General features: G+C 58.2%; 13 protein-coding genes and 1 other RNA gene. 12 read left to right on the top strand and 2 right to left on the bottom strand.

Annotated elements, in window-relative coordinates; translation table 11 throughout:
• Positions 1 to 90: 90 nt before the first annotated feature.
• The 12 genes from ACW9IN_RS10185 (at position 91) to radC (ending at position 12,521) form a co-directional block, all read left to right on the top strand.
• Positions 91 to 915, top strand: a complete 825-nt coding sequence (locus ACW9IN_RS10185) for a (Fe-S)-binding protein (protein ID WP_457365749.1) — start codon at positions 91 to 93, stop codon at positions 913 to 915.
• Positions 912 to 2,366, top strand: a complete 1,455-nt coding sequence (locus ACW9IN_RS10180; RefSeq protein WP_457365748.1) for a LutB/LldF family L-lactate oxidation iron-sulfur protein — start codon at positions 912 to 914, stop codon at positions 2,364 to 2,366. The genes ACW9IN_RS10185 and ACW9IN_RS10180 overlap by 4 nt, the downstream gene beginning before the upstream one ends.
• Positions 2,366 to 3,037 carry a LutC/YkgG family protein gene (locus ACW9IN_RS10175; protein ID WP_457365747.1) on the top strand — a complete coding sequence of 224 codons (672 nt, stop codon included), beginning with the start codon at positions 2,366 to 2,368 and terminating at the stop codon, positions 3,035 to 3,037. Before ACW9IN_RS10180 ends, ACW9IN_RS10175 begins: the two co-directional genes overlap by 1 nt.
• Positions 3,034 to 5,844: an FAD-binding and (Fe-S)-binding domain-containing protein gene (locus ACW9IN_RS10170; RefSeq protein WP_457365746.1), complete on the top strand. Its 2,811-nt coding sequence runs from the start codon at positions 3,034 to 3,036 to the stop codon at positions 5,842 to 5,844. Before ACW9IN_RS10175 ends, ACW9IN_RS10170 begins: the two co-directional genes overlap by 4 nt.
• A 136-nt stretch (positions 5,845 to 5,980) precedes the next feature.
• The gene (locus ACW9IN_RS10165) at positions 5,981 to 6,262 is read left to right on the top strand and encodes a hypothetical protein (protein ID WP_457365745.1); all 282 of its coding nucleotides are present in this window, start codon (positions 5,981 to 5,983) and stop codon (positions 6,260 to 6,262) included.
• Positions 6,263 to 6,362: 100 nt separating this feature from the next.
• Positions 6,363 to 6,752: a transfer-messenger RNA gene (gene ssrA / locus ACW9IN_RS10160) on the top strand.
• Between the two features lie 184 nt (positions 6,753 to 6,936).
• On the top strand, positions 6,937 to 8,193 hold the full coding sequence (locus ACW9IN_RS10155) for an integrase domain-containing protein (RefSeq protein ID WP_197884438.1): 1,257 nt from the start codon (positions 6,937 to 6,939) through the stop codon (positions 8,191 to 8,193).
• A 336-nt stretch (positions 8,194 to 8,529) separates the two neighbouring features.
• The gene (locus ACW9IN_RS10150) at positions 8,530 to 8,859 is read left to right on the top strand and encodes a hypothetical protein (protein ID WP_043935923.1); all 330 of its coding nucleotides are present in this window, start codon (positions 8,530 to 8,532) and stop codon (positions 8,857 to 8,859) included.
• Between the two features lie 71 nt (positions 8,860 to 8,930).
• Complete coding sequence (locus ACW9IN_RS10145; RefSeq protein WP_103518024.1) at positions 8,931 to 9,899, top strand: DUF932 domain-containing protein; 969 nt, start codon at positions 8,931 to 8,933, stop codon at positions 9,897 to 9,899.
• A 75-nt stretch (positions 9,900 to 9,974) separates the two neighbouring features.
• Positions 9,975 to 10,979, top strand: coding sequence for a YqaJ viral recombinase family nuclease (locus ACW9IN_RS10140; protein WP_265534029.1), 1,005 nt, complete (start codon positions 9,975 to 9,977; stop codon positions 10,977 to 10,979).
• Between the two features lie 77 nt (positions 10,980 to 11,056).
• Entirely contained in the window at positions 11,057 to 11,971 is a 915-nt protein-coding gene (locus ACW9IN_RS10135) for a recombination directionality factor (protein ID WP_457365744.1), read from the top strand.
• 52 nt (positions 11,972 to 12,023) lie between these two features.
• Positions 12,024 to 12,521 carry a RadC family protein gene (gene radC, locus ACW9IN_RS10130; RefSeq protein ID WP_196706094.1) on the top strand — a complete coding sequence of 166 codons (498 nt, stop codon included), beginning with the start codon at positions 12,024 to 12,026 and terminating at the stop codon, positions 12,519 to 12,521.
• Positions 12,522 to 12,690: 169 nt separating this feature from the next.
• Here the strand turns inward: radC and brxL are convergent, their stop codons facing one another.
• Complete coding sequence (gene brxL / locus ACW9IN_RS10125; RefSeq protein ID WP_196706093.1) at positions 12,691 to 14,790, bottom strand: BREX system Lon protease-like protein BrxL; 2,100 nt, start codon at positions 14,788 to 14,790, stop codon at positions 12,691 to 12,693.
• Between the two features lie 12 nt (positions 14,791 to 14,802).
• Positions 14,803 to 17,316: a BREX-1 system phosphatase PglZ type A gene (pglZ, locus tag ACW9IN_RS10120; RefSeq protein WP_265535077.1), complete on the bottom strand. Its 2,514-nt coding sequence runs from the start codon at positions 17,314 to 17,316 to the stop codon at positions 14,803 to 14,805.
• Positions 17,317 to 17,320 lie beyond the last annotated feature (4 nt).

Below are 17,320 nucleotides of genomic sequence, written 5' to 3'. Positions count from 1 at the left end.
GACGCCGGGCAGCGTTTCCGGCGTCAACACTCCACAACCCGTCGGCGCCCCGACCGACGGATAACCGGGACCACCCGGAGAACACGCCTGATGAGCGAGCTTTTTTACAACGCCGTACCCAATGCCACCCGCGTGGCTCCACCTCCGGCGCCGCCGCGCCAGTACCCCGACGCGAGGCCAGAGCGGGTCTACCTGTTCGGCACCTGCGTCGTCGACCTGTTCTATCCCGAAGCCGGCATGGACGCGATTCACTTGCTGGAACGCGAGGGCATTCGTGTCGACTATCCGCAGGATCAAAGCTGCTGCGGGCAACCGGCCTACACCTCGGGCTACACCGAACAGGCCAGGCAAGTCGCACGCGCACAGCTGGCATTATTCGCCGAGGACTACCCCGTGGTGGTGCCCTCCGGCTCCTGTGCCGGCATGTTGCGCGAGCACTATGCCGACCTGTTCAAGGATGAGCCCGATACACTGAAACAGGTGCAAGCCCTCGCCGCTCGCACTTACGAACTTGCCGAATTCCTGCTGTTTGTGTGCAAGGTACAACTCCACGACAGCGGCGCACCGATAAAAGTAGCGCTGCACACCTCCTGTTCCGCGCGCCGGGAAATGAACACCCACCTGCATGGTCGTGAGCTACTGTCCCAACTGCGCAATGTCGAGCGCGTGGAGCACAGCCATGAAAGCGAATGCTGTGGTTTTGGCGGGACGTTCAGTGTGCGCATGCCAGACATTTCCGGCGCGATGGTGGCCGACAAAACCCGCGCATTGCAGGCATCCGGCGCGCATCAAGTCCTGAGTGCCGATTGTGGCTGCCTGATGAACATCAATGGTGCCCTGGAAAAGCAACAGGCCGCCCTGCGCGGGCAACACCTGGCCAGTTTTTTATGGCAACGAACCGGAGGCTCGCGATGAATACTGCCGCGCGAATCCCTGCCGTCGAACTATCAGACGATTTTCGTGGCCGTGCCCATACGGCCTTGGCTGACACACAACTACGAAACAACTTTCGCAACGCGATGGATTCGCTGATGACCAAGCGAGCGACATCCTTCAGCGATGCACACGAGCGCGAACACCTGCGCAGCCTGGGCAACGCCATACGCGCGCGCGCCTTATCGAAACTGCCGGACCTGCTTGAGCAGTTGGAAGCCAATCTGACCCGCAACGGCGTCACCGTGCATTGGGCCGAAACGGTCGAAGAGGCGAACGACATTGTGCTGTCGATCATCCGCCGGCGGGGCGCGACCCAGGTGATTAAGGGCAAGTCCATGGTCAGCGAAGAGATGGACATGAACCATGTGCTCGCCGCCCAAGGCGTCGAGTGTCTGGAGTCCGACATGGGCGAGTTCATTGTTCAACTCGACCACGAGAAACCGTCCCATATCATCATGCCCGCCATCCATAAGAACGCGGGTCAGGTCGCCTCGCTGTTCCACGACAAACTGGGCGTGGAGCACACCGAAGATGTGGACCAACTGATTCAGATCGGTCGTCGCGTCCTGCGGGAAAAGTTCTTCGAGGCCGACATCGGCGTGTCCGGCGTCAACTTCGCCGTAGCCGAAACCGGCACCCTGCTGCTGGTGGAAAACGAAGGCAACGGCCGGATGTCGACCAGCGTGCCGCCGGTGCATATCGCCGTGACCGGCATCGAGAAAGTCGTGGAAAACCTGCGGGACGTAGTACCGCTGCTGTCCTTGCTGACTCGATCCGCCCTCGGCCAACCGATCACCACCTACGTCAACATGATCTCCGGCCCGCGCAAAGCCGATGAACGAGACGGCCCTGAAGAAGTGCACCTGGTGCTGTTGGATAATGGCCGCAGCCAGGCGTTTGCCGACAGCGAATTGCGCCAGACCCTCAACTGCATTCGCTGCGGCGCTTGTATGAATCATTGCCCGGTGTACACCCGAATCGGTGGCCATACCTATGGCGAGGTTTACCCAGGCCCTATCGGAAAAATCATCACCCCCCACATGGTCGGTCTGGCCAAGGTACCGGACCATCCCAGCGCCTCGTCACTGTGCGGCGCCTGCGGTGAGGTGTGCCCGGTTAAGATCCCCATCCCGACACTGCTGCGCCGCCTGCGGGAAGAGAACGTAAAAGCCCCAGGCGGCGCCCACCCGACCCTGCGCGGCCAAGGCAGCCAATACTCGCGCAAGGAACGATTTGCCTGGAACGCCTGGGCCCGGCTCAACCGTTCGCCGACGCTGTATCGCCTGTTCACCTTTGGCGTCACCCGCCTGCGCGCCCTGACCCCCAACCAGCTCGGGCCATGGACACAACACCACAGCGCACCGAAACCCGCCGCTCGCTCGCTGCATGAGCTGGCACGCGAGCATTTGGCCAAACAGGGAGCGCGTTGATGAGCGCCAAGCACACTATTCTCGGCAAGCTGCGCCAGAGTCTGACGGGCACCACACCAGTGCCCGACAACTTCGACGAAGCCTTGGTGACAGACGCCTACACCTACCCACCCGAGCAACGCATCGCGCAACTGCGCAAGCTGATGGAAGCCGTGCACACCGAGGTCCACCTGACCACGGCTGCCGACTGGCCAGCTCTGCTGGCGAACCTGCTGACGGCGCGCAAGCTGCCCAATCTGCTGATCGCGCCCACCACGCCCCACGGCCGCCGCATTACCGAACACTGGGCAAACAACCCACGGTTGCCGTTGCTCAAGGCCTACGATCGACCCATCGAAGCGTGGAAAGCCGAGCTGTTCAACGAGACATCCGCCAGCCTGACGACTACCCTCGGAGCAATCGCCGCCACCGGTAGCCTGATTCTGTGGCCGACGCGGGAAGAACCGCGCTTGATGAGCCTGGTGCCGCCGGTCCACTTCGCGCTGCTCAAGGCCAGTGAGATTCACGACAATTTTTATCAGGTGCAGCAACAATTCGCCTGGGCCCAGGGCATGCCCACCAATGCGCTGCTGGTGTCCGGCCCGTCGAAGACCGCCGACATCGAACAAGTCTTGGCTTACGGTGCCCATGGTCCGAAGGACCTTGTGGTACTGATCCTGGAGGACCAATGAGCCTGCCTGCCGCTTTCCTTGCTGATGTCACACAACTGATCCCGAACGATCGACGCTTCGACGACCCTCTTTCCACCCTGGCTTTCGGCACCGACGCCAGCTTTTACCGACTGATCCCACAACTGGTGATCCGCGTGGAGTCAGAAGACGAAGTGGTCGGGCTGCTAAAACTGGCCCAGCGGGACCACGTACCCGTGACCTTCCGCGCAGCGGGCACCAGCCTCTCGGGACAGGCCATCAGCGATTCGGTGCTGATCGTGCTGGGAGACAACTGGAACGGTCGCGAGATTCGCGGGCAAGGCACGCAGATTCGCCTGCAACCCGGCGTGATCGGTGCCCAGGCCAACGCCTGGCTGGCCCCGTTCGGGCGCAAGATCGGGCCCGACCCCGCATCGATCAATGCCTGCAAGATTGGCGGGATCGTCGCCAATAACGCCAGCGGCATGTGCTGCGGCACGGCGCAGAACACTTACCACACCCTGGCGGGCATTCGTCTGGTCCTGGCCGATGGCAGTCGGCTGGACACCGAAGATGCCGCCAGCGTCAATAGCTTTCGCGAACAGCACGGCGCCCTGCTTGAACGCCTGGCGACATTGGGCCGAGAGACGCGGGCAAACGTTGAACTCGCGGCCAGGATCCGCCACAAATACCGTCTGAAAAACACCACCGGCCTGTCACTCAATGCCCTGGTGGATTTCGACGACCCGCTGGAGATCCTCAGCCACTTGCTCGTAGGCTCCGAAGGCACGCTGGGGTTCATCAGCGCGGTCACCTACGACACCGTCGTTGATCACCCGCACAAAGCGTCGGCGCTGATCGTGTTCCCGGATGTCGAGACCTGCTGCAACGCCGTCACCGTGCTCAAGACCCAGCCGGTCTCGGCCGTCGAGCTGCTGGACCGACGCAGCCTGCGCTCGGTGCAGAACAAGCCGGGCATGCCCGCTTTCGTACAGCACCTATCGGAAGGGGCCTGCGCTCTGTTGATCGAATCCCGTGCGGCGTCATCTTCATTGCTGCACGAGCAACTGGCGTTGATCATGGCGTCCCTCGCCCCGTTCCCGATGGAGAAACAGGTCGACTTCACCGAAGACCCGCAGGAAAACGCCCGTCTGTGGGCCATCCGCAAAGACACCTTCCCTGCCGTCGGTGCCGTGCGTAAAACCGGCACCACCGTGATCATCGAAGACGTGACCTTCCCGGTGGAACAACTGGCCATCGGCGTGAATCGCTTGATCGACCTGTTCGACAAACATCACTACGACGAAGCGATCCTTTTCGGACACGCCTTGGAAGGCAATCTGCACTTCGTATTCACGCAAGGCTTCAACAGCGCGGAAGAAGTCGCACGCTACCAGGTATTCATGGACGACGTAGCTCAACTGGTGGCCGTGGAGTTTGGCGGTTCGCTGAAAGCCGAGCACGGCACGGGTCGTAATATGGCGCCGTTCGTCGAGCTGGAATGGGGCAGCGATGCCTACCAACTGATGTGGCAGCTCAAACGCCTGCTCGACCCCAACGGCATTCTCAACCCCGACGTGGTGCTCAGTGAGGATCCGCAGATCCACCTCAAGCACCTCAAGCCGCTGCCGGCGGCGGACGAGCTTGTGGATAAGTGCATCGAGTGTGGCTTCTGCGAGCCGGTGTGCCCATCGAAAGGCCTGACCTTGAGCCCGCGCCAACGCATCGTCATCTGGCGCGATATTCAGGCGAAGAAACGCGCCGGCATTGACACACAAGAACTGGAAACGGCCTACCACTATCAAGGTATCGACACCTGTGCCGCCACGGGGCTGTGCGCCCAACGCTGCCCAGTGGGAATCAATACCGGTGACCTGGTGAAAAAGCTGCGCAGCCACGACGCCAGCCGTACGAAAACCGCCGAGTGGCTGGCCAGCCATTTCGCCACCGCCATGCAAGGCGCGCGCTTTACCCTGCACGTCGCCAACGGCGCACGCATGCTGCTCGGCGCGCCGCGCCTGGCCAAGCTGTCGGCCACCCTGACGCGGCTGTCCAAAGGGCAAATCCCCCAGTGGACCTCCGCCATGCCGCAACCGGAAAAAGCCATTCGCTTCAGCCCCGCCGTGACCGATGAGCGGCCACGGGTGGTGTACCTGGCAGCCTGCGTCTCACGCGCCATGGGCCCGGCCGCCGGGGATAAAGAGCAAATGTCGCTGTACGACAAAACCCGTGGGCTGCTGGAAAAGGCCGGTTACCAGGTCGTCTTTCCCGACAACCAGGACAACCTGTGCTGCGGCCAGCCCTTTGCCTCCAAAGGCTACGCCGAACAAGCCGAGCACAAGCGCCAGGAACTGATCGGCGCCCTGCTCCACGCCAGCCGTGGCGGGCTCGACCCGATCTATTGCGACACCAGCCCCTGCACCCTGCGCCTGGTTCAAGACCTCGGCGACACCCGCCTGGACCTCTACGACCCGGTGCGTTTCATCCGCACCTACCTGATGGATCGCCTCGACTTCATCCCCCAGGAGGCGCCGATTGCCGTCCATGTCACGTGCAGCACCCAGCACCTGGGAGAAAGCCAGGCGCTGATCGACCTCGCGCGGCGTTGCGCCAGCACCGTGGTGATTCCGGAAGGCATCCACTGTTGCGGGTTTGCCGGCGACAAAGGCTTCACCACGCCGGAGCTCAACGCTCACTCACTGCGCTCCCTCAAGGACGCCGTGCAATATTGCAGCGAAGGCATCTCCACCAGCCGCACCTGCGAGATCGGCCTGAGCCAGCACGGCGGCATCGATTATCACGGGCTCGTCTACCTGGTAGACCGGGTAACCCGGCCTCGCGCCCATTGAACCTGCAAAAAAACCGAACCCCTGCGCGCCGGCGCAGTCATCTGCATAGGCCTCGACGCACGAGGCTCAACCGTGATGTCGCTGGCCGCGGTCAAACGCCAGCAGCGTCGAGCCCTTTTTCGCAAGGAGATACCCTATGAAGCGTTCCGCTCTTGCTGGCTTGTTCATTACCGCTGCGATGCTGGCCTCCCCTGTTTTTGCAGCCGGTAACGAAAAGGACCTATGCCAGATCAACCTGCAGCAAATCAACGACGGCAAAGCCACACTGGCCACGGACAGCACCGGGAAAAGTGGCGAAATCAACACCGCCGAATCACAAGCCAAGGCCGCCCAGGCAGCCGGCGACGATAAAAAATGTATCGAAATATCCGCCAAGGCCATTCAAGACCTGAAGAACATGGCCAAAGGCGGCCAATAGCCCGAACGCTCAAGGCCAACCTTCGGGTTGGCCTTCCGTGACCGTTTGGCGTACACTGCACAGGCTTGTCACTCACCAAGAAACAATGAGTTACAAGCACGGGGCCGTTTAGGATTCGACGCCGGTTGCGAAACTTTAGGTGCATGCCGAGTTGGTAACAGAACTCGTAAATCCACTGTTGCAACTTCTTATAGTTGCCAATGACGACCAATACGGTGCTGCTCTCGCTGCTTAATTGCAGCTGACATGCACTCCTGGTGCCTTCGGGCCCAGCAATCATCAGGGGATGTCTGTAAACCCAAAATGATTGTCATATAGAACAGAATCGCCGTGCAGTACGTTGTGGACGAAGCGGCTAAAACTTACACAACTCGCCCAAAGCACCCTGCCCGTCGGGTCGCTGAGGGTTAACTCAATAGACACGGCTACGCATGTAGTACCGACAGCGGAGTACTGGCGGACGGGGGTTCAAATCCCCCCGGCTCCACCAAATTCACATCTAAAGACGTCCACGGACGTCTTTTTTTGTGCCTGAAAGCCAGTAAATACAAGGCTTTCAACGCCATCGGCGTCCACGGACGTCCATGAGCAGCTACGCCTTTTGGCATTCCAAATGGCATTCCAAGCCCGTAGGTGCTAATTTTTGGAATGCCGAAATCAAGTCTGGAATGCCAATGTGCGCACAAGCTACCCGCCTCTCTGAACTCAAAGTCAAATCTGCCAAGCCTGCTGAAAAGGACTACGTCCTATTTGATGGCGGCGGGCTTCAAATGCGAGTGAGAAGCAATGGCTCTAAGCTGTGGAACTTCAACTATCGACACCCCGTGACGAAGAAGCGGATCAACATGGGACTAGGAACCTTCCCCGAAGTCTCGTTAGCGCAAGCACGCAAGGGTTCCGTTGAAGCGAGGGAAGCCCTTGCCCACGGCATCGACCCTAAAGAGAAACGGGACGCTGTGCTGCAAGCTAAACAAGCTGCGACTGAGCACACATTCCAGAATGTGGCGACGTCCTGGTATGAACTGAAGAAGGATGCTGTGACGCCGGCCTACGCTGAGGACATCTGGCGCTCGTTAACATTGCACATATTCCCGGACTTGGGCGCCACACCGATCTCAGCCATCAGCGCACCTCAAGTCATCAACCTGCTCCGGCCACTCGAAACCAAGGGCAGCCTTGAAACCGTGAAGCGGCTGACGCAGCGGCTCAACGAGATCATGACCTACGGGGTCAACTCGGGACTGATTCACGCGAACCCGCTCAGCGGTATCCGCTCCGTCTTCAAGAAACCGAAAAAGAAAAACATGGCGGCACTACCCCCCGATGAGCTGAAAGAGCTCATGGTGGCAATCGCCAATGCCAGCATAAAAAGAACTACCCGCTGCCTGATTGAGTGGCAGCTCCACACCATGACCCGGCCAGTCGAGGCAGCAACCACCCGCTGGGCAGATATCGACTTCGAGAAGAAGATTTGGACGATTCCTGCGGAGCGCATGAAGAAGCGCCGCGCGCACATTGTCCCACTCACGGACCAGGCTCTTGCACTCCTAGAAGCGATCAAGCCTTACAGTGGACATCGGGAATTTGTGTTTCCCGCAGACCGAAACCCTCGTACCCACTGCAATAGCCAAACCGCCAACATGGCGCTAAAGCGCATGGGTTTCGAAGGGCGCTTGGTAAGCCATGGGATGCGCTCTATGGCGAGCACCATCCTCAACGAGCACGGCTGGGATCCTGAATTGATCGAGGTTGCGCTTGCCCACGTCGATAAAGACGAGGTACGTAGCGCGTACAACCGAGCAGATTACATAGAACGCAGACGTCCTCTGATGGCGTGGTGGAGCGACCACATTCAGGAAGCTGCTACAGGCAACCTGTCGGTGTCAGCCATCAGAGAAAATCAAGATAAAAAAGTCGTCTCGATACGTTGACCCAACGTCAGCCCTAGCCCAAGGCTACGGACATGATGCTACCTCACAGGGTTGCCGATGGTGACCCATGTGCTGTGGTTCACTTGGATCAGTTTTCGCTCAAGACCGCCAGCGCCCCACTTCCTCATAATTTAATTATCGACCTTCCTCGCCCTTCTCAAAGCCTGAGGGACCACTATCCGGTTACGTCTACAGCGCTAGATTAATCGAAATTGGATCCAAAAATATTTCAAACCTATATCACCTCAATGAACACCCCGCAGTATCGACTGCTGCTGGGGGATTTGGCGTGCCAGCTTCTACCTCGGCACGCTCATCACTTGAGAGGATCTGCGTATGTATACACCTTGCCCAAGCTGTAACTCTGGACGCGTCATCACTAAAAATATCGGTAAACAAACGGGAGGTTTGATTGGTGCCGCAGGCGGTGCAGCCAGTGGCGCCGCCGGTGCCCTGTCAGGTGCGGAAGCCGGCGCGGTACTGGGTGTAGTCGGTGGGCCGGTGGGCATTGCTATCGGCAGCATCGCCGGGGCGATTTTGGGTGGCCTGTTTGGCGGGGTCGCTGGCGGCATCGCCGGGGCCACGCTGGGCGAGCAGATCGACGACAAGGTGCTGGCCAATTACCAATGTCTGGAGTGCGGTTACAGCTTCAGCGCCAGCCGTTAAGCCTTTGTGAACAGGCGTCGCTCGTTGATGAAGCGACGCTCTTTCCCCTTCATCCGCAAGGAATCATTCTCATGGCTCATCTCGTTGAAACCATGGCCTACGCTGGCGCTACTCCCTGGCATGGCCTGGGCAACAACCTGCCCCGCAAACAACCTATTGAGGTCTGGCAGCGTGAAGCCGGCATGGACTGGGAGATTCAGGAAAGCCCGGTCCATTTTAAGTCTGACGCCATCGGCCACCTGGGCACCATCCATTCCTTCCCCGAGCAGAAAGTGCTCTACCGCTCCGACACCAAGGCCCCTCTGTCGGTGGTCTCGCAACGTTACCACACCGTGCAGCCGAGAGAGGTGCTGGAGTTCTACCGCGATCTCACCGAGGTCTCCGGCTACGAGTTGGAAACGGCCGGCGTGCTCAAGGGTGGTCGCAAGTTCTGGGCGCTGGCGCGCACCGGGCAAGGCGCAACGCTCAAGGGTAACGACCAGGTCAACGGCTACCTCCTGCTCGCCACCTCCTGTGACGGCACTCTGGCTACCACAGCAACGCCAACCACCGTGCGTGTGGTGTGCAACAACACCCTGACCATCGCCTTGGACGGCAGCAGCCGCGCCATCAAGGTGCCCCACAACACTCGCTTTGAACCGAAGACGGTGAAGAAGCAACTGGGCATCGCCGTCTCTGGCTGGGACGAATTTATGTATCGCATGAGGGCTTTGGCTGAACGCAAGGTGCAGTGGCATGAGGCGCTGGGTTTCTTCATGAACGTGATGTGTGAGACCAGCCCAACCGGTGCTCTGCCGGAGCAACTCCCCAATGAGCGAGCCCTGCGCAAGGTGCAGGAGTTGTACGAAGGGCGTGGTCGAGGCAGTCAGCTAGAGTCGGCACGCGGCACCGCTTGGGGCCTGCTGAATGCCGTGACCGAGTATGTCGACCACGAACGCCGTGCCCGCAGTAACGAGTACCGCCTGGACTCGGCATGGTTCGGTCAGGGGGCGCAGATCAAGCAACGCGCCCTGGATGCCGCTCTGCAACTCGCCGCCTAACCCTCACTCACATCAATCCTCGCGCCCGGTCAGCCTTGTGCTGGTCGGGCGTTTTTATGCCAACAGGTAAAGACGATGAAAGCAACGTCATTGAATAGTAGCACCCGTAAGAAACGCCCTGCCCTGCGCCTGGTCAACACCATGGAGCTGCCCCGCGAGGACTGGTTGCAGATCCGCAAGCAAGGCATCGGCAGTTCGGATGCCGCCGCTGCAGTAGGTCTGAACCCCTACAAGTCGCAGTTGGAGCTGTGGCTAGAGAAGACCGGTCGCGATGCTGGGCTACCGAAGGCCGATCCTCACGATGAGGAAAGCCCGCTGTACTGGGGCAATGTGCTGGAACCCATCGTGGCCTGGCACTACAGCAAACGCAGCCAGAACAAGGTTCGACGGATCAACGCTGTACTACAGCATCCCGATCCGGCGCTCCCGTGGATGCTCGCCAATATCGACCGCGAGGTAATCGGTGCTCCAGAGGTGCAAATCCTCGAATGCAAAACTGCCGGCATAAACGGGGCGCGCCTCTGGAAAGAGGGCGTGCCCGAATATGTGCAGTTGCAAGTCATGCACCAGCTTGCAGTCACAGGCAAGCAGGCCGCTGATGTGGCGGTGCTGCTCGGTGGCCAGCATCTGGAAATCCATCGCATCACACGCGACGAGGCGCTGATTGCTCGGCTGATTGATCTGGAACGGCTGTTCTGGGATTACGTCATCAGTGACACCCCGCCACCGGCCGATGGCACAGCATCTGCGGAAGCGGCATTGCGCTGCCTCTATCCCGAGGATAACGGACAGACCTTGGACTTCAGCCAGCACCCGGCGCTGACCAGCACCTTCCTGGAGCTCAAGTCAGTTCGTCAGAACATTGCTCAGGAGGAAACGCGTGAGGCGCAGCTCAAGCAAATTCTGCAGCAGGCCATGGGGGAAGCCACCCGTGCAGAGTTTGCTGAGGGCTACATCAGCTGGAAGAAATCCAAGGACAGCATTGGTCTGGATGTCGAACAGATACTCAAAGACAAGCCCTACCTGCAGGCTCGCTACCCCAAGGCCAAAGCAGGCACTCGTCGCTTCCTGCTCGCCTGAAACAACCTGCTCACCCTAGCCACCCGGACCGTTCACGTCCCGGTGGCTTTTTTATTTTCAGATCAAGGAGCACCACCATGCTCAAAGGTTTAGCCATCACTCCGCCGGTACTCGGGCGCATTTCCATCGGTAAGATCGTCGAGAAAAACGGCAAGCGCCTGCCCGAGAAAGATGATCAGTTCACCATCACCTCGCAAGTCCAGAGCCGTGACGGCTGGTTACTGCATCCACTCAATGAGGAACTGCGCAATGGCCTGGATGGCAAGCTGCGCAGCATTCCGATCCGATTGCTGTTCAACGAACCGGACCTCAACTTTCGCGCGGACTACAGCCTGTTCGACCGTACCACCGGCAGACCGTTATGCGTCGGCAACGGTGAAACGTGCAAGCGTTTGACCAAGGACGGCATCCAGTCGCTGCCCTGCCCTTCACCCGATGGCTGCCCAATGGCCCAAGGCAATGCCTGTAAGCCTTACGGTCGGCTGAACGTGGTGATTGGCGATGACGACCCACTGGGCAGTTTTGTCTTCCGGACCACTGGATTCAACAGCATCCGCACCTTGACAGCGCGCCTGCATTACCTGCAAGCCATCTCTGGCAATCGCTTGGCATGTCTCCCCCTAGAGCTGCGTCTGCGTGGCAAATCCACTCGTCAGAGCCACGGCACACCGATCTTCTACGTCGACATCACGGTGCGCAGTGGACTGACCTTAGAAGAGGCCTTGCTCGCCGCCAAACAACTGGATGAAAACCGACAAGCCACGGGCTTTGACCAAAGCGCCTTGGATCACGCGGCCCGACAGGGCCTTATCAATGGCGCCTTTGAATACAGCGAGGAGGACACCGACGCCATCGTCGAGGAGTTCTTTCCCACTGCTGAAAACCAACCTAACAACGCCGAGCTCCAACCGCCAGCCCCTTCAAAGCCCTCACTGGCTCAGAAGCTAGAGGCTCAGACTATCCAGCACAGCACTAGGCCTTCAGTCCAGTAACGCTCATCTCAACCTCCCCAGCATGCTTCCCAATTCACACAGGAGTACCGTCATGAAATATCACAAGCTCAAAGCCGGTGAGGCGAGCGGAACCTACGTCATGGAATCACCCGTCACCGAGGCCGATATCCTGCAGATGGCGCAGCAACTGGCCATGAGTCGCCTGTCTAAAGGCCGCGCACTGACTGAGCCGAAGCAGGTCTTCAACCATCTACAAACACTACTGCAGTACCACGAGCACGAAGTTTTCGCCCTCCTGCTACTCGATTCCAAACACCGGGTTATAGGCTTTAGAGAACTGTTCAGAGGCACGCTGGACGGGGCTTGCGTGTACCCACGAGAAGTGGTCAAAATCGCATTGGAACACAACGCTGCGGCCGTCATTATGGTTCACAATCATCCCTCCGGCGATCCTGAGCCCAGTCAAGCTGATCGCACCCTGACCACCACCCTCAAGAACGCTCTGAACATGGTCGGCACCCGGATATTGGATCATGTGGTGGTGGGCCATGAAGGTTGCGTATCCTTGGCCGAACGAGGTGACCTCTAACCAATGCGGCATATGAAGGTTGCCCCTGGGGATCCCCAGGGGTAAACACTCCGAACAGGAAGTTTTTTTTGTCTTGATGTGACAACGCTGCAGTCATACCGAATCACTGGGCCTGTCCCGTGCCACGCCCCTAAGAGCTGCTGATCTACGGAGACGCAACCACGGCCTCTCACTCTCCGGCATCCCCAACCCTGACGAACGTCGCGCTGAACTCCTTGCATTGGCGATGTTGCTGTAAACGATTGGCAAAGCTAAACGCATCGTTCAGCTCGAAGCGCTGGAAGATGTCCAACCCACGTCCAAGAATAATTTTCCAGCCAGTGTCGGTAGTGATGTCACGATCATGCTTAGTCCCTGTCGTGTCATACGCCCAACTGAACTGAATACCCACCCCCGCACAGGCGTCGGCAATTTTCTGCAGACTTTCGGTTTGACGATCACCGTTGAACTCATCCGCCACGGTGACCACATGTACAGCCACTTCCTCACCTGGGATCAGCTGCTTGCTGATCGTCTCCAGCAGCTCCATGAGGTTGCGCAGTTGATGGAACATCCGCAGGTACGGATCTATAACGATGATCCGCTTGGCCCCTTTTAAATAGGGCCCAAACAACTTATCGAAGGTAACGCCGCGCTGATTCTCCTGAATAACCAGATGCTGAGGCTTCAGCTCTAGCTCTTTGCTCGCCGAAACAGCAAGTTGTTGAATGGGCTGAGGACTGGCTGCATCGTTATCCGGCTCGCTGGGAAGGACCTTATCAATATCGAGCAGATCCGACTCCGAGACTTCACTCGCCACTCGCCGGTGGTATTGGTTCGGGTACTCCCCTTCCTCAAGGGCGCTGACCAGCCTCTCCACGCCATCTTTTCCTTGATAAGCAAAACGCACAGCTGGGTAGGTGGTGTCTATGCGCAGCAGCTGATCCTTGACTCGCTTGCGCCCTTCGATGGCACAGCGCAGTACATCTTCGACCTCCGACTCAGTCGCCTCACCCTGTGGGAAGAGGATCTTCATCAGACCGGAGAAGGTTTTATTGATGCCGTCACGATCACGTGTGGAGATTTCATCCGACAACGTGAACAGACCTTTGTAGCGATCCGAGAAGTCATGGCTACGCAAGGAGCGAAGAATTTCGGCAAGGTAATCCACTACAAAGCCGTAGTTCGTGGAGAACATCTCCCCACGGATCACGTCCACCTCCCAGCCCGGAATGTAGCTGTGAAGACGGTCGAGGAAGGCCGAGTCGTGGAACTTCTCCGGCAGCGGATCGAACAGGTCGCTGTGCTTGAGCATGTACGGCACTGTGTGATCGGTGTTGCCCACGAACACCATGCTGGCCTCGGCCCCAAGGGTTTCCACTCCCCGCGAGAACGACTTGTTGGCCATGTAGTTCTTCATGATGTCGACCAGTGCCTTGTCCACCCGCTTCTGCTTGCCGGCGAACTCGTCGAAGGCCACCACATCCCAGTAGCCCACTAGGCCGAGCTTGCCTGTGCCGTTGTGGACGAACAGCTTAGGCACCGTTACCTCGCCACCGGAGATCAGGATCCCGTGAGGGGAGAACTCGGAGTAAACGTGCGACTTACCGGTGCCCTTCGGCCCTAGCTCAATCAGGTTGTAGTTCCGCTCGCAGAATGGAATCAGTCGGATCAGTTGCAAGAGCTTGTTGCGCTTGCCGAACATCTGGGGATTGAAGCCGATGCTCTGAATAAGCAGATCAATCCACTCATCCGTCGTGAACTGCTTGCGGGCCTCCAGATAACCGTCGAAATCGAAACGGGAGATCTGGATAGGCTTGAGCGAGGCCAGCACCCAGGGAGAGGCGGATTTATCCTCTGTGTAGTCATACTCAAGATCAGCGATGCACCACACCCCTCCAACCAACAGCTTCTGATGTGCCTTCACCGTGCTGGAGTCGATCAGCACCTTTTTTACCCCGAGGTTAGCAAACTCAGCCTCGTACACATCGTCTTTGTCGTTGAGAGAAACGCTGACCCGGTCGATGACCTTGTGACGCCCCTTCTCCTTGATGATCGAACGTACCAACCCCGCTTCGTTGCGATGCACATAGTGCTTGCGCAGGATTTCCTTAACCGTCTCGATACCGGTTTGAATCGTCGACTCATCATTCGTTGCGCAGTACTGGCCCAGCAGGTACTCCAGTACATAAGACGGCACGATGGCGTTGCCCTTAACAGCTTTGACCAGATCCTTGCGAACGACTAAGCCCGCAAAATGCTGGTTGATCTTCTCATCGAGCTGACTCATGAGGGCTCCCGCTTAAAAATCGAATTCACTGGTGAACGAACGACGAATCGTATACCGAGTGACCTTGTACTGGGTTACATGTGAGGTGCCTTCAATCTGCTCTTCGAGCCGCAGCTCAACCTGCTGGTTGTTTGCTTCATCAGCTTTCCGGCTCAGGATGAAGCGCACCGACAGCTCTCGCTCACGCGGATTTTCGGACGCGAAATCGAACGTCAGTTCATGCGAGTCGGAGATTAACTCACCGTCCAAGGTGTACAGCCCAGCACGCAACCGGCGAGCTTGTTTCTTCTCAGTGACCGCCTCGGACTGATACAGCACAACAGCCAATTGGCCAGTCGTGATGCTTCTGCTCCCGCCTCCGATAAACTCTACTTCCACACTTCCAACATCGCTCTGGCGCTTTTTGTTGATGCGCACAACCGGGATCACCACCTCTTGCAACGTGGCACCACCATGCACGAACCGGCTGCCAGAACCTTTGAGACGCAAGCGATTGATCGACTTAGGGATCTGTACATCCAGCGATCCTTCAAGCCCCAGCTGTTCAGGGGTGAATGTCCGGAAACCTGCTTGACTACGCAGACCGCGCCCAAGGACAAAACGCCGGTCGCGATAGAGCACCTCATCACCATCCGGCACATTGCTGAGAAAATCGCTCTCTTCCAGCGGTCGGTGCTGGTAGATGAAACCATGGTCTGCGGTGACCAAAAGGTTGCTGGCATTGGCGTTGGTCAGCTTCTTCACCAGGCGGACAAGCTCGGACAATGTCTCTTCTGCCGCAGCAAACACCCGCTCCTCGGTATCTCGCGTATCGCCAGTCTTGTCGATCAGGTTGTGGTATACGTAAACCACATCGTTATCACGCAGCAGTGCCCGTGAATCCGCCTGATTCATAGCCAGCAGGTCTTTGGCCAACACAACAGCAGAACTCGTCACCGCAGCGGCAAGGATCTTGCCGCGATTGGCCGAGCCCTGAGCGCTCTGACCATCCACTATCGCATCACCGCTGTCATTTTCAGCCAGCTGCAATGCCTGGTTAGGAAGCAGTGCGGCCATACCAAGCTGCGTGAAGCTCGGCAACATGGAAAGCGCCGGCTCCAACTCGGCCTCAAAGCGGTCTTCACGGCGAATCAGGCTCTGCAGCTCTTCACCCACTTCATAACGGAAGGCATCCGAGATCAGCACGCAGACCTTGGTCTTGCGCTCCAGGAAGGATTTTACGCAGCGGCTGAAGAAATTCCGCTGCAGCATGATCGGAGCAGCCGTCCAGCTCGGAGCAGAGTCCACAAACTGCTGCCAACGATCATTGAGACGCGCCAGATAGTTGTTAGTGTACTGGTTTTCGATCTGGGTGCTGAGCTCCTCCAGCAAGGAAGCCTGGCCAGACTTGCGCGCGTGATGGACGAATTTGCGATACAGCTGATCCAGCCGATACCAGCTCTTCGCATATTTCGCCACGCCATCGGCCAAGGAGGTCATTTCCAGCTTTGCTGCATCCAATGTTTGCAGAAACTGCGCGGCATGGTCCAGCGCCAGATAGACATCCTCGAAATGGCTGAACCAATGACTCTGGCGTCGCTGACGAACAGACTGCTCAACATCGGCAGCTGTCGCCGTCCGAGCTACCGTCGCGCGAACAAGCTCACTGAGGATCTTGCGGTCGATCAGCTCGAAGTAGTCGAGCTCCAGGAGGATCCGGTAATCAAGCTTATGCAGCTTGTCACCAATCTGTAGTATCTCTGCACACTGAGCAGAAAGCAGCTCGAAGCTGCTCTCATGTGAACGACTGTCTTTCCAGCGTCGGAGAAAAACCAAAGACTCGGCTGACAAGCGCGCCTTGTACTCAGGATCCGTGCCCATCATGAAGCAAGCCTTGAAAAGCTCGATCACGAAATCGTGCAGTCCCGGCTGCTCCGACACATAACCGTAGGCGCGCTTCATCTGCTCCCAGAGGAAGCTATCCAGGCCGCTTGTTTCAATGAGCTTGATGCACGCATTTTCAACATTGGCGAGCTCAGCCAGCAGCTCTTCAACAATCACATCCAGTCGCGGCTCACCCTTTGCGCCAGCGCAGACAGCAAGCATCTTGAAACGTAGCATGCTCTGCGAGTCGCCTGGTTGCAGCAGCTTATGCAACTGCTCACGCCGCTTGGCCGCAGTGAAGAAGGCTGCATGCTCCTCCAGCACCGGATAGCAGTCCGGCCCCAACTCCAGCTCAGCCAGCCACAGGGCAAGCTGATCCGTGCGGAAAGTATTGCCACTGGCCAGCTGCACATCAAGCAACCAGTTATCCAGATAGGCTGGTTCGGCACCTTCCCGATAAAGCAGAAACTTCTGCTCGGGCTGCTCGCGCAGGATGCGGTACTTAACACCGAACTCGTTATTGGCCAGCTCGATTTTCTCGATACCAGGTAGCTCTAGTGATTCGAAATCCGCACGGAACTCCAGGCGATTGTCGTACCAGAATACGATGCGCTGCTTCTCGAACAGGTTGGTCAGCGCCTGGATGATCTTGGTATTACTCATGAGC

The organism is Pseudomonas sp. SDO5271_S396, from assembly GCF_054071795.1.
Note: the sequence above shows the minus strand (reverse complement) of the source record. Positions and strands in the feature narration are given on the sequence as shown.

Coding starts and splice junctions, on each gene's coding strand:
- radC (WP_196706094.1), top strand. CDS start 12,024: ATGAAATATCACAAGCTCAAAGCCGGTGAGGCGAGCGGAACCTACGTC.
- ACW9IN_RS10145 (WP_103518024.1), top strand. CDS start 8,931: ATGGCTCATCTCGTTGAAACCATGGCCTACGCTGGCGCTACTCCCTGG.
- ACW9IN_RS10185 (WP_457365749.1), top strand. CDS start 91: ATGAGCGAGCTTTTTTACAACGCCGTACCCAATGCCACCCGCGTGGCT.
- ACW9IN_RS10180 (WP_457365748.1), top strand. CDS start 912: ATGAATACTGCCGCGCGAATCCCTGCCGTCGAACTATCAGACGATTTT.
- ACW9IN_RS10175 (WP_457365747.1), top strand. CDS start 2,366: ATGAGCGCCAAGCACACTATTCTCGGCAAGCTGCGCCAGAGTCTGACG.
- ACW9IN_RS10135 (WP_457365744.1), top strand. CDS start 11,057: ATGCTCAAAGGTTTAGCCATCACTCCGCCGGTACTCGGGCGCATTTCC.
- ACW9IN_RS10170 (WP_457365746.1), top strand. CDS start 3,034: ATGAGCCTGCCTGCCGCTTTCCTTGCTGATGTCACACAACTGATCCCG.
- pglZ (WP_265535077.1), bottom strand. CDS start 17,316: ATGAGTAATACCAAGATCATCCAGGCGCTGACCAACCTGTTCGAGAAG.
- ACW9IN_RS10150 (WP_043935923.1), top strand. CDS start 8,530: ATGTATACACCTTGCCCAAGCTGTAACTCTGGACGCGTCATCACTAAA.
- brxL (WP_196706093.1), bottom strand. CDS start 14,790: ATGAGTCAGCTCGATGAGAAGATCAACCAGCATTTTGCGGGCTTAGTC.
- ACW9IN_RS10165 (WP_457365745.1), top strand. CDS start 5,981: ATGAAGCGTTCCGCTCTTGCTGGCTTGTTCATTACCGCTGCGATGCTG.
- ACW9IN_RS10140 (WP_265534029.1), top strand. CDS start 9,975: ATGAAAGCAACGTCATTGAATAGTAGCACCCGTAAGAAACGCCCTGCC.
- ACW9IN_RS10155 (WP_197884438.1), top strand. CDS start 6,937: ATGTGCGCACAAGCTACCCGCCTCTCTGAACTCAAAGTCAAATCTGCC.